This window comes from Bacillus sp. Je.9.29.b, from assembly GCF_051129925.1.
Classification (GTDB): Bacteria; Bacillota; Bacilli; order Bacillales; family Bacillaceae; genus Bacillus; species Bacillus safensis.
Genome location: NZ_JBCPSO010000002.1, coordinates 90,878 through 105,670 on the forward strand (window position 1 = coordinate 90,878; position 14,793 = coordinate 105,670).

Consider the following 14,793-nt stretch of genomic DNA (forward strand, 5'->3'; position numbering starts at 1 on the left):
CCAAAAGTCACTAAGTACGTACTTAGTGACTTTTTTTCATCTACAATAGCATGAACAGCATAAAGCGGCACTTTTCTCGCTTTTCTGCATGAAAAAGCAATGGTATACTAAAAATCGCCCAAGAAAACGTAAGGGGAGTTAAAGTGAGTGATAAATGATGAGTTGGTTAGATAAATTTTTTAGTGTATTTTTAGGAGAAGAAAAAAAAGAAGAAAAAGCTGCAAGACCTGAAGAAGATCTAGCTGCACCAAAGCAGCCAGCTTTTGAACAGCATAAAGAATATAAAAAAATCGAAGATACGAAAGTGTATTATGAATATCCAAAAGGCAACTTTCGCTTTCCGCTCGTTCCTGATGAACCTCAGCGTGATGGAGTGAAGCCGGAGAGAAGACGCGTGAAACCAAGTCAGCCAAAGACCAAGCAGACAACCTATCAGCCTAAACAAACGCTTCAGCCTGATATGAATAAAAAGCCATTCAAGCCAGAGCAAATTCCATCACCGATCTATGGCTATCATCAGGATATGCGTCCAAAACGGGCAGATGCAAAAGAAGAAACAGCTTCAGTTCAAAGGAAAGCAGCAGAAGAAACGGCGCAGCGTGTCACACTGTTATCAGAAGAGGCAGAGCGTGAACGGAATGTCAGACAGCAAATGAACATCCCATCTATACAGAAAGAAAAACGTATCGAGGAAATGGTTTCAGCGTCAGCAGAAGAGAGAGCAGATAAGGAGCCAGCAGTAACCCCGCATACATTGCAAGAGGAACTCGCTTATCAAGATCATGTTCAATCGACGATGGAACGTTTAACTGACGAGCCGTTCATCCAGCCAGAAGATCATCATGAAGCTGATTTACATAAGCAGCAAGCAGAAGTCTATCAGAAGCAGCCGATTGAGTCTGAGCCGGAACAGACTGTCTCCGGTGATGAAGAAGAAATAAAGGACGAGCCTGTCTATCAGTTTGAAGATCATACTGAGGAAATAGACATGTTGACCTTCGAAACACCGGAACCTTCGCAGCCAGCAATTGAAATGGAAGTAGACATTCCAGCAGAAGAAGCGGCGTTAACAGAAAACATTTCAGCAGAACCGGTGGAAGAAGAAGTAGAAGCTAATCCAATAGAAGACAAACTAGAAGAAGCGCCAGCGGCAGCATTTGAAGAAGCTGAGCCAGTCAAACATGACCTGCAGGAAGATCAGCTGGTTCAAGAAGCTGAAATTGAAGAAGATCAAGTGATGCCAGTAGAACAAGTAACAGAGGAACAAACTGCATCTGAACCGGCAGAAACGGTTATAGAGCAGACAGAGCAGCAAGAACAAACGCATGAAGTCAAGAAAGAAGAACCAAAACAGACATCTCCGCAGCCACAACGCGCAAGCGGTCAAACCTCTACGGTTCCGTTTAATGTCATGATGTTAAAAAGCGATCAGCGCGTGCAAGGGCAAAAGAAAGCAGCCGATACACAAGGGTATGTTTTTCCAAGCCTTGCCCTTTTAGACGTACCGCCAGCTCAAAAAGAAGAGGACGGCACATGGGTGAAAGAGCGGGCTGAGCTGCTCAATGCGACACTTAAAAATTTCAACGTAAGAGCAAGTGTGGTTCATGTCACACAGGGACCTTCTGTGACAAGGTTTGAAGTACATCCAGAACCAGGTGTCAAAGTGAACAAAATCACGAACCTGTCAGATGATATTAAACTTAGTTTGTCCGCAAAGGATATTCGAATTGAAGCCCCGATTCCAGGAAAGAACACAATCGGGATCGAAGTGCCAAACCTGCACAGTAAAATGGTGTTCTTAAGAGAAATGATCAGAAGCAGTGCGTTTAGAGACAATCCATCTCCTTTAACAGCGGCACTCGGATTAGATATTTCAGGCCAGCCTGTCGTGGTTGATCTGCAAAAAATGCCGCATGGCTTAATTGCCGGAGCAACTGGTTCAGGAAAAAGTGTCTGCATTAATACGATTTTAGTGAGCTTAATGTTTAAAGCATCACCAGATGAAGTGAAAATGCTCTTAATTGACCCTAAAATGGTTGAGTTAGCGCCGTATAATCACATTCCGCATCTTGTGAGTCCTGTTATTACGGATGCCAAGACAGCAACTGCTGCTTTGAAATGGGTAGTGGATGAAATGGAAAGACGCTATGAACTATTTGCACACTCTGGCGTGAGAGAAATTAAACGATTCAATGAGCTTGTGAAAGAAAAACAAATGGGTGAAAAACTGCCTTATCTCGTCGTGGTGATCGATGAGCTGGCTGATTTAATGATGGTCGCACCAAATGAAGTCGAAGAAAGCATCTGCCGAATTGCACAAAAAGCAAGAGCATGCGGCATTCACTTATTGATTGCGACACAAAGACCGTCTGTTGATGTCATTACAGGTCTCATTAAAGCCAATATCCCAACAAGAATTGCGTTTTCTGTTTCAAGTCAGGTTGATTCAAGAACGATCATTGACATGGCAGGTGCAGAAAAGCTTCTCGGAAAAGGAGACATGCTCTTCTTAGAAAATGGCTCCGGCAAGCCAACAAGGCTGCAAGGGAACTTTGTATCAGACCGTGAGATTGATCAAGTGGTGGCACATGTGAGAAAGCAGCGCAAGCCCGTGTTCCTTTTTGAACAGGAGGAACTAATGCTGCAGGGCTCTGCGATTACAGACGAAGATGAATTGTTTATGGATGCCTGCCGTTTTGCCATCGAGCAGAATAGCGCTAGTACATCAAGTTTGCAGCGAAGATTTAGGATTGGCTACAACCGTGCAGCCAGATTGATTGACATGATGGAGCGCGAGGGCATGATCTCTGGTGCGAAAGGCAGTAAGCCTAGAGAAGTGCTCATGACACTGAGTGACTTAGAACAGTTGATCTAAACAAACCACTTCATTTTTTTCATAAACATGGTATGATAGCACATAGGTGCAATTTTGTAATTGGACGCTTTTCGCATGTCTGCCAGAACGCTTTTTTATGTAAAATAAGCGGAAACAGGTGTTAGAAATGGGAAAGTTGTCGGATACTAATCATAGTTAATATTGATTAGAATAGGAAGATCGGAAAAAATCTTTATTTGGAGCTGCGATCTGTGATCAGCTAGAGGCAAAAATCACAAGTTGCAAATTGAAATGAGCGTCATATACTGTAAGTCAGATAGACGTTTGTTGGAGGTACAATTATGACTGTTTATCATTTTGTTGGAATAAAAGGGACAGGTATGAGTCCACTGGCCCAAATTCTTCATGATACTGGGTATACTGTCCAAGGATCGGATATCGAAAAACATATCTTTACACAAAAAGCATTAGAAGAACGAAATATTAAAATTCTACCATTTGACCCAGATAATATTCAGCCAGGGATGACGGTCATCGCAGGAAATGCATTCCCTGATACACACCCTGAGATTGAACGTGCCCTTTCTGAAGGGATTCCTGTCATTCGTTACCATAAATTCCTTGGAGAATACATGGATTCATTCACAAACGTTGCGATTACTGGTGCTCATGGCAAAACATCGACAACAGGACTGCTTGCTCACGTCATGCAGGCAGCCAAACCTACTTCGTACTTAATCGGTGATGGATCTGGAATGGGGAAAGAAAACAGCGAGTATTTTGTCTTTGAAGCATGCGAATACCGCAGACACTTCCTCAGCTATCATCCAGATTATGCGATCATGACCAATATTGATTTTGATCACCCTGATTATTTCTCGGATATTGATGACGTGTTTGATGCGTTTCAAAACATGGCGCTTCAAGTGAAAAAAGCCATTATTGCCTGCGGTGATGATGAGCATCTGCCAAAGATTCAAGCGAAGGTACCTGTTGTGTACTACGGTTTCAACGAAGAAAATGATTTCCAAGCACGCAATGTTGTGAAAAATACGGAAGGTACCACATTTGATGTATTTGTACGCAATACGTTTTATGATACCTTCTACATTCCTGCCTACGGAAATCATAATGTCCTCAACTCGTTAGCTGTCATTGCATTATGTCACTATGAGTCCATTGATGTAGAGCTTATCAAAGGCGCATTAACGACATTTGGCGGTGTGAAACGACGCTTTAATGAAAAAGTGGTTGGTGAGCAGGTCTTAATTGACGATTATGCACATCACCCAACTGAAATTGAAGTCACGATTGAAGCAGCTCGCCAAAAATATCCGGACCGTGATATTGTGGCTGTCTTCCAGCCGCATACGTTCACACGTACACAGCAATTCTTAAGTGAATTTGCTGACAGTCTAAAGAAAGCCGACTATGTCTACCTTTGTGATATTTTCGGTTCAGCCCGTGAAAACATTGGGAAGCTGAGCATTGAAGATTTACGAGAAAAAATCCCGCAGGCCCAATTGATTGAGGAAGAAGATACATCTGTGCTGAAAACGCACGAAGATGCGATTCTGATCTTTATGGGAGCAGGAGACATTCAGAAGTATTTGCGTGCTTATGAAAAAGTCGCTGTATAAATGCTTTAAAAAAGTGCCGTTTCACACGGCACTTTTTTTATTTTGAATAAAATGTGACAAAAGGGCTAAATGTGTCAACATGTGGCGCTTTTTTTCGTTCGCTGTGGACAGGAATTAGCGAATAAGTGTAGAATTATTATTCAATCGGTCATTCTAGGCGATGTTTGAATGATACAACGAGAGGGTAATGAATTGAATATGCCCGCAGCAAAGGAGGTATCAGATGATTATTATTCTATATCTAAGCGTTGCACTGATCGCAATTGCTTTCCTCATTCTTGTCATCTATTTGTCCAAAACATTAAAATCCTTACAGCTGACTTTAAAGAATGTTGCATCAACTTTAGAAGGTCTTGAAGGTCAGATGCAAGGGATCACCACAGAGACAGCACAGTTGCTACATAAGACGAATCAGCTTGCTGAAGATATTCAAGACAAATCAGCAAAACTTAACACAGTTGTGGATGCGGTGCAGGGAATTGGCGGCTCGATCAACCAATTTAATACAAGCATAAAGCAGGCAGCTGGTGCGGTTTCTTCATCCGTTGAAAGAAATCAAGAAAAAGTGACGGATGTGGTAAGCTGGAGTAACGCAGCACTTGAAATTTATAAAAAATGGAAACAGCGTAAACACCAAAAATAAACCATATTCGCATAGGAGGAATAATCATGAGCAAAGACGGAATCAATAGCAAAGACTTTTTGATCGGAACACTTATTGGTGGAATTGTTGGTGCAACAACAGCATTATTTTTAGCACCGAAGTCAGGGAAAGAGCTTCGCGATGATTTGAACACCCAAGCGAATGCGTTAAAAGAAAAAACAGACCGGCTCACAACAGATGCAAAAGAAAGAGGCACTGAATATGTGACGATTGCGAAAGATAAAACGTCTGAATTGTCTCAGCTTGTAGCAGAGCAGTCAAACCAGATTTTAGACAAAGTGAAAGACATAAAAGAGCGTGCGGCTGGAAAAGCTAATCACGTGAAAAATGAAGCAGAAGATGGGGCAGCGGATTTGGCAAGCGAAGCATCTGATGTAGCAGATGAAGCAAAAGTAAGAGCACAAGAAGCAAAATCAGAAATTGAAGACGGCATCAAAGATGTTAAAGAAAAAGTAGAACAATCTACTAAAGGCTAACTCTCACTGCTCGAAGTGAAGAAGGAGAACATCATGTCAAAACAACTCATTGAAACAGAAGAACAGTTTGATCAACTAACGAATCAAGATGGGACCTTTGTCTTTTTTAAGCACAGTTTGACATGTCCGATCAGCCAAGCGGCTTTTCAAGAGTTTGAAGCATTTGCGTCTGCACATGAAGACGTGCCAACTTATTTCTTGCAAATTCAAAACACGAGAGAGCTTTCATCCTACGTGGCTGAAAAATCGGGTGTAAAGCACGAAAGTCCGCAGGCACTCGTTTTTAGCGGTGGAAAAGTAAAATGGCATGCTTCTCACTCAAGCATTACAAAAGAAGCGCTTGAACATAATCTGTAAAAGAAAGAAACGTCAGCAGCGGCTGACGTTTTTTTTATAAAAAAGGTTTACTTGAACGAAAAGTATGCTATAATCTTACATACAATACTTTATCGCTTAAAAGCGTTTGGGTAATAAAGAAAATTTTCGTGACAATTCCGAAATCTTTGTTTATAATAAACCCTATCATGCAAGAATGAAAAAATAAAAAGCGAGAGCAGGCAGAGGAAAGGATGACAAAAATGAGCAACAATGAACTAGAAAAATTGAGGCAGCAAGCAGATGAACTAAATCTTCAAATTCTAAAACTGATCAATGAAAGAGGAAACATTGTCAAAGAAATTGGAAAAGCAAAAGAAGCGCAAGGTGTCAACCGTTATGATCCTGTCAGAGAGCGCACAATGCTGAACCAAATTCTTGAAGAAAATGATGGGCCATTTGAAAACTCAACGATTCAACATATTTTCAAAGAGATTTTCAAAGCAGGTCTAGAGCTTCAAGAAGATGACCACAGCAAAGCACTTCTTGTTTCTCGTAAGAAAAAACCAGAAAACACAATCGTGAACATCAATGGGGAAGCGATCGGTGATGGAAAGCAGCGTTTCATCGTTGGACCATGTGCCGTTGAAAGCTACGAGCAAGTCGCAGAAGTAGCGGCAGCAGCGAAACAGCAGGGATTAAAACTACTTCGCGGTGGCGCATTTAAACCTCGCACAAGTCCATATGACTTCCAAGGACTTGGTGTAGATGGTCTAAAGATTCTAAAGCGTGTAGCGGATGAATACGGTCTTGCTGTCATTAGTGAAATTGTCAATCCTGCTCATATTGAAGAAGCGATTGAGCATATCGATGTCATCCAAATTGGGGCACGTAACATGCAAAACTTCGAACTGTTAAAAGAAGCCGGTTCCGTGAAGAAACCAGTTCTTTTAAAACGCGGTCTTGCAGCGACCATTTCAGAATTCATCAATGCAGCTGAATACATCATCGCCCAAGGAAATGATCAAATCATCCTTTGCGAGCGCGGTATCCGCACATACGAAACAGCGACAAGAAATACACTAGATATCTCTGCAGTGCCAATCTTGAAACAAGAGACACATTTACCAGTCTTCGTTGATGTGACGCATTCAACTGGACGTAGAGATCTTCTCCTTCCAACAGCAAAAGCAGCTCTTGCGATTGGAGCAGACGGTGTCATGGCAGAAGTACATCCAGATCCATCTGTTGCTCTATCTGATTCAGCGCAGCAAATGGACATTCCACAATTCGAAAAATGGTTAGATGCGTTAAGACCACTTGTCAATATTCACGCGTAATCATAGATAGAAATAGCCGCCGGATGACTGCCCGGCGGTTTTTTTTATGGAAAAAATACCATGAGGTTTGGGAATGAAAGGAAGAAAGCACATTGCAAGCCCAAAAAGTGCTTGTTCACAATGTTTTCATTTTTAAAATTCGATAGAATCTGCTAAGATCATTGTCATAGCTGGCGTTCTCGATGATTTTTTATGAAATATGATTCAAATTACAGGTAACAAGCTGATTAAAGTTTGTTTAATTTAGTTATAAAAAGAAAGGGAACGTTTTCATATGACAAAAAAACGTGTATAATTTCATAAAAGAATGTCATTTTGATGTAGATTGAAAAATTATGTGTCTCTTTTCATCGTTTTAATGACAAATAGGATATTATTTTCCTCGTATCTGACATGTCTCTATCCAATTGGTGAATGCTATAGATATGAAGTGTATTTGAAGGAGTGATTTATGTGAATAATGTTACAATATATGATGTAGCAAGAGAAGCAAATGTAAGTATGGCAACGGTATCACGCGTAGTAAATGGTAATCCAAACGTAAAACCAACAACAAGAAAAAAGGTGCTTGAAGCGATTGATCGCCTTGGCTATCGTCCGAATGCAGTGGCACGAGGCCTTGCAAGTAAAAAAACAACGACAGTTGGGGTCATCATCCCTGATATTTCTAGTATCTTCTATTCGGAATTAGCACGCGGTATTGAAGATATCGCCACGATGTATAAATACAACATCATTTTAAGCAACTCAGATCAAAATACGGATAAAGAGCTTCATTTGTTAAATACGATGCTTGGCAAACAAGTAGACGGAATTGTCTTTATGGGCGGAAACATCACAGATGTGCATGTGGAAGAATTTAAGCGCTCTCCTGTACCGATTGTGCTTGCAGCATCTGTTGAAGAACAGGCTCAAACACCATCTGTTAACATCAACTATGAGCAGGCGATTTATGATTCCGTTCAGCTGTTAGTTGAAAAAGGACATAAACGAATTGCGTTTGTTTCTGGTCCGATGTCAGAACCAATTAATTCCGTGAGAAAGCTAGCAGGTTATAAGCGTGCGCTTGAAGAAGCGGGTATCGCGTTTGACGATGCACTTGTCGCTGAAGGCGATTACTCTTATGACTCTGGAATTGAAGCACTTGCTCATCTGCTTGAGCAGTCTGACAAACCGACAGCTGTTATCGCAGCTACAGATGAAATGGCACTAGGTGTCATTCACGGAGCACAAGACAGAGGGGTCTCCATTCCTGAAGATTTAGAAGTGATTGGCTTTGATAATACAAGACTTTCTCTCATGGTGCGTCCTCAGCTGACAACAGTTGTTCAGCCAACATATGATATTGGTGCTGTTGCCATGAGACTGCTCACAAAACTGATGAACAAAGAACAAGTGGACGATCAAATTGTTGAGCTTCCGCACAGAATTGAAGAAAGACAATCAACAAAATAAAACAAAAAAAGCAGGCTTACCTTATGAGGGAAAGCCTGCTTTTCTTATGCCTTTTTCTTTTCTCTTCTAACAGGCATGAGTGCTTTTTCTACTGTTTGAGCATTTTTTTCTGTGATTTCTGCTTTTCTTGGGATCGGTGGATATAAATCGTTAGGGTCTCTCCACGTGGATGGAAGGGTAACAGGCGATTGCTTATTCCATGCCTGAATCCAGTCCTGAGGGAGCTCATCTGGCGGTGTAATGCCTTTCATCTCAAGCCAAATGCGGCTCCACGCTCTTGGAACGACGCGCCAAATATCATATCCCCCTCCGCCAACAGCGATCCACTTGCCGTCACAATATTGATGAGCAAGTTCATGGGCAAGTCTAGGAATTTCTTCATATATTTTCATCGTGGCAGATAAATGAGTTAACGGATCATAGTAGTGAGCATCTGCCCCGTTTTGCGTCAAAATCACATCTGGTTTAAAAAAAGCAGCAATTTCAGTCACTGCTGTTTGGTATGCTTCGAGGAACGATTCATCTTCAGTAAATGCATCTAGCGGAATATTATAGGCGTAGCCATAGCCTTTATCGTGGCCTCTTTCCTGTACTTGTCCGGTTCCAGGGAACAAGTAGCGTCCCGTTTCATGAATGGAGACTGTACATACCTCTGGGTCGTCATAGAAGCTGAACTGGACACCATCGCCGTGATGAGCATCCGTATCAATATATAAAATTCTAGCGCCATAAGTCTTTTGAATATATTGAATCGCCACAGAGCTGTCATTATAAATACAAAAGCCAGATGCACGCCCTTTGAATCCGTGGTGAAGCCCGCCTCCAAGATTGAGGGCATGCTGCGAATGACCGAGCATCACTTGATCAACCGCTGTTAATGTTCCGCCAACAAGGAGAGATGCCGCCTCATGCATGCCTGCGAACATCGGTGTATCTTCAGTGCCAAGACCGTAGCGTTCACCCTCTGCTGTAGACAGCTTTCCTTCACTTGCCAGCTGCACAGCCTGGATATAATCTGCTGTATGGACGAGCTTTAATTCCTCCAGAGTAGCCATACGCGGTGCGATGATTTCATCCTCTGTTAACGCCTTCATTTTTTGAAGAAGATCATAAGTTAAGTAGACCCGAAGCTGATTGAAGGGATGATCTTGGTTAAATTGGTACGTTTGAAAAGATGGTGAAAAAACAAAGGTCGCTTCCTTCATTTGATCGTCTGCTCCATAGGCCAGAGCACCTTATAGCCTTTTGCGCGAATCAGCTTCGTCACATGATCTGCATGAATGGTTTGAAGGCGGAAGACGAGCACTTTAGATGCCTCATTGGCATGCGGGTACACAAGCACACTCAGCAATTGAATATGCTGCTCCTTTAAAATGGCTGTAATGTCTGCGAGGCCTTCTGTCATCTGCTCCACTTCAACCTCTAAGTGCGACCCAGGCTGATCTGCACCTGTCAGTCTTACAAACGTACGAAGCAGATCTGTTTTTGTGATAATGCCTACAAGCTTGCCGCGTCTCACCACTGGAAGACAGCCAATTCCGTGCTCAAAAAAGACACTTGATATCTCCTCAACGAAATCAAGCGGGTGAGCAGTGATTGTCTCTAATACCATGATCTCTTCTACCGGCCGCTGAATAAAGAGCTTCCTTTTCTCTGTTTCAAAAATACTTGGACTGGCATTTTTAATATCCCGGTCTGTCACCATCCCAATGACAGATCCTTGATCAGATACGATCGGAATATGCCGGATGTGGTGTGCACTCATTTTTTGAATGGCCTCTTCAATCGTATCGGTTTTTCGCAGCGTGATCACATCACGCTCCATAATTTGTTCAATCATCATTGTTTACCAATCCCCTTTGCCAAAAAAACGAATTGAACGTTAATACATAAAGCGCTGATGGAAGCGAAGACGATCGAAACGCTCGATCGAATCAGGACTCACATGTTTCCCAATTCTGGCCATTAAACAATTGGCTGGATGTGAGCTGATTTCTGGCTCGTCTGTTGCAAACCAGACAAGACCGCCTGCGTTCATCATTTTCTCCATCATTTTGCGGTACTCCCAAACGTTTTTCTTTGTCCCCTTTAAATCCCAATGCCAGTAATATTCAGTTGTAATGATGATGTAATTCTCCATTTGTTCATCCATCATGCTCACATCAAGCAAATGCTTGCCAAGTGAGCATCCTCTAAATGGAGGAGCGACCTCAATCGCGCCAAGCTCAATTAAATTGTCCATTTTGCCCTCTGACCAGCGCTCAAGTGGATCAGGATACAAATACGTGACATAGCCTACGACGAGCTCATTCGCTCTTGCAATGATAATACGTCCTTCTGGAAGATCTGCTATTTCAACAAGTGCTTGTTTCTGTTCCTCAGGCGTGCGAAATGCCGTTAGTCCTTCATGAAACGTATAGTTCGCAAGCTCTGATGCAGGTACCGGTCCTTCAATCAGGATGGAACCTGTTTCTCGCTCAATGGTTTTTGAATAATAAGTTTTAGGATGCTCCACGTATCCACCGCCCCTAATTCTAGTGAGTCGTCTCTATTCTATCTTAAATCTTGCAATAATTAAAACGGTTTCATCAGAAGTTTTTTAAAAATTGAGAAAAAAAGTCATCTATACTATAATGGTCATTGTAAACGTATGCAAAGGGGGACTGTTTGATGAAATTGGAAACGCTACCATCAGTAAAAGGGGATTATCATTTAAATGATTATGAGCAGGCATACAAAGATTTTTCATGGGAGGAAGCTAGAAAAAACTTCTCCTGGTATGAAACAGGAAAAATAAATGCAGCCTATGAAGCGATTGACAGACATGCGGACTCGTTTCGTCAGAACAAGGTGGCGCTTCACTACAAAGATTCACAGCGGGATGAAAAGTATACGTTCAGGGATATGAAAATCAACACAAACAAAGCGGGGAATCTATTCAGAGAAAAGGCACATGTGGAAAAAGGGGATCGCGTGTTTATCTTTATGCCAAGATCACCTGAGCTCTATTTTCTTCTGCTTGGTGCAGTTAAAATTGGAGCGATCGTTGGCCCATTATTTGAGGCATTTATGGAAGGTGCCGTCAAAGACCGTTTAGAAAATAGTGAGGCTAAGGTGATCGTGACAACACCGGATTTGCTTGAGCGAATTCCATTTGCAGAGCTTCCGAAGCTTGAATCTGTCATCATTGTCGGCGGTGAAAACGAAGACGTCGATGGCGTGCGGACAATTCACTATGAAAAGGCGTTTGAGGAGGCAGCAAAGGAGCTTGAGATTGAATGGATGGATGAAAAAGACGGCTTCCTGCTTCATTACACATCAGGATCTACTGGTACGCCAAAAGGTGTGCTTCATGTCCATGGTGCAATGGTCCAGCAAGGTCAGACTGGTAAATGGGTGCTTGACTTGAAAGAAGATGACGTTTACTGGTGTACAGCTGATCCAGGCTGGGTTACAGGCACAGTGTACGGTATTTTTTCACCGTGGTTAAATGGGGCGACGAATGTGATTTTAGGCGGCCGGTTTAATCCTGATACGTGGTATGAAACCATTGAATCACTCGGTGTAACCGTTTGGTACAGTGCCCCGACCGCCTTTAGAATGCTCATGGGGGCAGGGGATGATCTTATTCAAAAATATGACCTCAGCTCGCTCCGCCATGTCTTAAGTGTGGGAGAGCCACTTAATCCAGAAGTCATCCGCTGGGGAGATGCTGTTTTTGGCAAACGGATTCACGACACTTGGTGGATGACAGAAACCGGAGCACAGCTGATTTGTAATTATCCATGCATGGACATCAAGCCAGGCTCGATGGGAAAACCGATTCCAGGCGTAGAAGCGGCGATTGTCGATAATGCAGGAAATGAACTTCCGCCATACCGGATGGGCAACCTTGCGATTAAAAAAGGATGGCCTTCTATGATGCATACGATCTGGAACAATCCTGAAAAATATGAATCTTACTTTATGCCGGGAGATTGGTATGTTTCAGGAGATTCAGCTTATATGGACGAAGACGGATACTTTTGGTTCCAGGGACGTGTCGATGATGTCATCATGACGTCAGGAGAGCGGGTCGGTCCATTTGAGGTGGAAAGTAAACTGGTCGAACATCCAGCTATTGCGGAGGCTGGTGTCATTGGAAAGCCAGATCCGGTCCGCGGTGAAATTATTAAAGCATTTATAGCGCTTAGAAGTGGATATGAGCCGACAGATGAGCTGAAAGAAGAGATTCGTACGTTTGTGAAAAAAGGACTCGCAGCACATGCGGCACCGCGGGAAATTGAGTTTAAAGACAAACTGCCGAAAACGAGAAGCGGAAAAATTATGAGACGTGTGCTAAAGGCGTGGGAGCTGAATTTACCTGCTGGCGACCTTTCGACAATGGAAGATTAAATTTTTCATCAGTTGACTTGATATCAAAAGTGTGTTAAAAATGACATTAGTTGAATATGAAAAGGTTTTGACTGAGATTCAGTAGAATGATCTTTCCCTGTTGAAGAGAGCTGACGGCTGGTGCAAGTCAGTACAAAGAGATATTCGAATTACCCTCACGAACCGCTTTTACGAAAAGGAGCATGCCCTGATTAGTGAAAGAACGGATCTGTCCGTTATCAGTGTAAGTGAAAAGACGAGATTTTTTGTCTTTTAAGCAGGGTGGTACCGCGATATATATCGTCCCTTCGTTCATTCGAAGGGGCGTTTTTTATGTTGAATTGTAAAAAAAGGAGATTTGGAAATGAGTCAATTGATGGAAGAGCTATCGTTCAGAGGATTAATTCAGCAGCAAACTGATGAAGAAGGTTTAACAAAATTGTTAGCAGAAGAGAAAATCAAACTATACTCCGGTTTTGATCCGACAGCTGACAGCTTACACATTGGTCATCTATTGCCAATTTTAACATTACGCAGATTCCAAGAAGCAGGTCATCATCCGATTGCTCTTGTTGGCGGCGCAACTGGACTCATTGGTGACCCTAGCTTCAAAAAAGCAGAACGTTCACTCAATCCAGCAGAAATCGTAGAGCAGTGGTCAGAAAAAATCAAAGGACAGCTGTCTCAATTTCTTGATTTTGAAGCAGGCGAGAATCCAGCTGTCATCGTGAATAACTACGACTGGATCAGCCAAATGAATGTCATCACGTTCCTTCGTGATATTGGAAAGAACTTCGGTGTAAACTTCATGCTGGCAAAAGATATCGTGAGCTCACGTATCGAAACAGGGATTTCTTACACAGAATTCAGCTACGTCATCCTGCAGTCTTTAGATTTCTTAAACCTTTACAGAAATGAAAATTGTAAGCTGCAAATCGGCGGAAGTGACCAGTGGGGAAATATCACATCTGGACTTGAGCTGATCCGTAAGTCTGAAGCAGAAGGGGCAAAAGCATTCGGTCTGACGATGCCGCTTGTCACAAAAGCAGATGGCACAAAGTTTGGTAAAACAGAAGGCGGCGCCATCTGGTTAGATAAAGAAAAAACGTCTCCATACGAGTTCTACCAATTCTGGATCAACACAGATGACCGTGATGTCGTGAAATACTTAAAATACTTTACGTTCTTATCAAAAGAAGAGATCGCATCGTACGAAGAAAAAGTGCAAACAGCACCTGAAAAGCGTGAAGCGCAGCGCCGTCTAGCAGAGGAAGTGACAACACTTGTACATGGCCGTGAATCACTAGAACAGGCTGTTAACATCTCAAATGCGCTATTTAAAGGTGAGATCAAATCTCTTACAGCTGAAGAAGTGAAAGTAGGCTTTAAGGATGTTCCATCAATGGAGAAAAGCAGCACAGAAGAATTAACACTAGTCGATATCCTTGTGGAATCAAAGCTGTCTCCATCAAAGCGTCAAGCACGTGAAGATATCACAAATGGTGCTGTCTCCATCAACGGAGAGAGACAAACAGATAAAGATTATGTTCTTTCAGCTGACGACCGAATTGAAAACCAATTTACTGTTTTAAGAAGAGGGAAAAAGAAATACTTCCTCGTGACGTATAAATAAAGTATGAAACAGTAAGCATCATGGAAAAGCCCCTCAAATGTTCGTGTACATTGAGGTGCT

The 14,793-nt window shown here is 42.4% G+C and carries 12 protein-coding genes and 1 other annotated feature; of the genes, 9 read left to right on the top strand and 3 right to left on the bottom strand.

Going from position 1 to position 14,793, the window contains the following annotated elements; genetic code table 11:
• Window positions 1-154 precede the first annotated feature (154 nt).
• From AAZR19_RS03750 to ccpA, 7 genes are all read left to right on the top strand, one after another.
• Entirely contained in the window at window positions 155-2,875 is a 2,721-nt protein-coding gene (locus AAZR19_RS03750; RefSeq protein WP_434702354.1) for a DNA translocase FtsK, read from the top strand.
• Between the two features lie 302 nt (window positions 2,876-3,177).
• A complete protein-coding gene (gene murC / locus AAZR19_RS03755; RefSeq protein ID WP_025092288.1) occupies window positions 3,178-4,476 on the top strand; it encodes a UDP-N-acetylmuramate--L-alanine ligase in 1,299 nt (432 codons plus the stop codon).
• 223 nt (window positions 4,477-4,699) lie between these two features.
• A complete protein-coding gene (locus AAZR19_RS03760) occupies window positions 4,700-5,119 on the top strand; it encodes a DUF948 domain-containing protein (RefSeq protein ID WP_024424855.1) in 420 nt (139 codons plus the stop codon).
• A 26-nt stretch (window positions 5,120-5,145) separates the two neighbouring features.
• Window positions 5,146-5,616, top strand: coding sequence for a YtxH domain-containing protein (locus AAZR19_RS03765; protein ID WP_076840279.1), 471 nt, complete (start codon window positions 5,146-5,148; stop codon window positions 5,614-5,616).
• Window positions 5,617-5,649: 33 nt separating this feature from the next.
• Window positions 5,650-5,973 carry a bacillithiol system redox-active protein YtxJ gene (gene ytxJ / locus AAZR19_RS03770; RefSeq protein ID WP_046312088.1) on the top strand — a complete coding sequence of 108 codons (324 nt, stop codon included), beginning with the start codon at window positions 5,650-5,652 and terminating at the stop codon, window positions 5,971-5,973.
• 221 nt (window positions 5,974-6,194) lie between these two features.
• Window positions 6,195-7,271 carry a bifunctional 3-deoxy-7-phosphoheptulonate synthase/chorismate mutase gene (locus AAZR19_RS03775; protein WP_034279528.1) on the top strand — a complete coding sequence of 359 codons (1,077 nt, stop codon included), beginning with the start codon at window positions 6,195-6,197 and terminating at the stop codon, window positions 7,269-7,271.
• A gap of 453 nt (window positions 7,272-7,724) precedes the next feature.
• Window positions 7,725-8,726 (top strand): catabolite control protein A, encoded by a 1,002-nt coding sequence (gene ccpA / locus AAZR19_RS03780; protein ID WP_024424851.1) that lies wholly within the window; start codon window positions 7,725-7,727, stop codon window positions 8,724-8,726.
• A gap of 44 nt (window positions 8,727-8,770) precedes the next feature.
• On the opposite strand, the gene AAZR19_RS03785 is transcribed toward ccpA, so the two are convergent.
• From AAZR19_RS03785 to AAZR19_RS03795, 3 genes are read right to left on the bottom strand one after another with little or no spacing between them, the layout of a single operon-like run.
• Window positions 8,771-9,931: an acetoin utilization protein AcuC gene (locus tag AAZR19_RS03785; RefSeq protein ID WP_144471399.1), complete on the bottom strand. Its 1,161-nt coding sequence runs from the start codon at window positions 9,929-9,931 to the stop codon at window positions 8,771-8,773.
• Window positions 9,928-10,569, bottom strand: a complete 642-nt coding sequence (locus AAZR19_RS03790; protein WP_024424849.1) for a CBS and ACT domain-containing protein — start codon at window positions 10,567-10,569, stop codon at window positions 9,928-9,930. Before AAZR19_RS03790 ends, AAZR19_RS03785 begins: the two co-directional genes overlap by 4 nt.
• 39 nt (window positions 10,570-10,608) lie before the next feature.
• On the bottom strand, window positions 10,609-11,241 hold the full coding sequence (locus AAZR19_RS03795; protein ID WP_024424848.1) for a GNAT family N-acetyltransferase: 633 nt from the start codon (window positions 11,239-11,241) through the stop codon (window positions 10,609-10,611).
• 155 nt (window positions 11,242-11,396) lie between these two features.
• On the opposite strand from AAZR19_RS03795, the gene acsA reads away from it, so the two are divergent.
• Window positions 11,397-13,121, top strand: a complete 1,725-nt coding sequence (gene acsA / locus AAZR19_RS03800; protein ID WP_025092287.1) for an acetate--CoA ligase — start codon at window positions 11,397-11,399, stop codon at window positions 13,119-13,121.
• A gap of 58 nt (window positions 13,122-13,179) precedes the next feature.
• Window positions 13,180-13,411, top strand: a binding site (T-box leader).
• Between the two features lie 53 nt (window positions 13,412-13,464).
• A complete protein-coding gene (gene tyrS, locus AAZR19_RS03805; protein WP_024424846.1) occupies window positions 13,465-14,733 on the top strand; it encodes a tyrosine--tRNA ligase in 1,269 nt (422 codons plus the stop codon).
• Window positions 14,734-14,793 lie beyond the last annotated feature (60 nt).

What these genes read in the sequence shown, in the direction of transcription:
- murC (WP_025092288.1), top strand. Translation starts at nt 3,178, where the DNA reads ATGACTGTTTATCATTTTGTTGGAATAAAAGGGACAGGTATGAGTCCA.
- ytxJ (WP_046312088.1), top strand. Translation starts at nt 5,650, where the DNA reads ATGTCAAAACAACTCATTGAAACAGAAGAACAGTTTGATCAACTAACG.
- AAZR19_RS03790 (WP_024424849.1), bottom strand. Translation starts at nt 10,569, where the DNA reads ATGATGATTGAACAAATTATGGAGCGTGATGTGATCACGCTGCGAAAA.
- AAZR19_RS03760 (WP_024424855.1), top strand. Translation starts at nt 4,700, where the DNA reads ATGATTATTATTCTATATCTAAGCGTTGCACTGATCGCAATTGCTTTC.
- tyrS (WP_024424846.1), top strand. Translation starts at nt 13,465, where the DNA reads ATGAGTCAATTGATGGAAGAGCTATCGTTCAGAGGATTAATTCAGCAG.
- AAZR19_RS03750 (WP_434702354.1), top strand. Translation starts at nt 155, where the DNA reads ATGATGAGTTGGTTAGATAAATTTTTTAGTGTATTTTTAGGAGAAGAA.
- AAZR19_RS03775 (WP_034279528.1), top strand. Translation starts at nt 6,195, where the DNA reads ATGAGCAACAATGAACTAGAAAAATTGAGGCAGCAAGCAGATGAACTA.
- AAZR19_RS03765 (WP_076840279.1), top strand. Translation starts at nt 5,146, where the DNA reads ATGAGCAAAGACGGAATCAATAGCAAAGACTTTTTGATCGGAACACTT.
- AAZR19_RS03785 (WP_144471399.1), bottom strand. Translation starts at nt 9,931, where the DNA reads ATGAAGGAAGCGACCTTTGTTTTTTCACCATCTTTTCAAACGTACCAA.
- acsA (WP_025092287.1), top strand. Translation starts at nt 11,397, where the DNA reads ATGAAATTGGAAACGCTACCATCAGTAAAAGGGGATTATCATTTAAAT.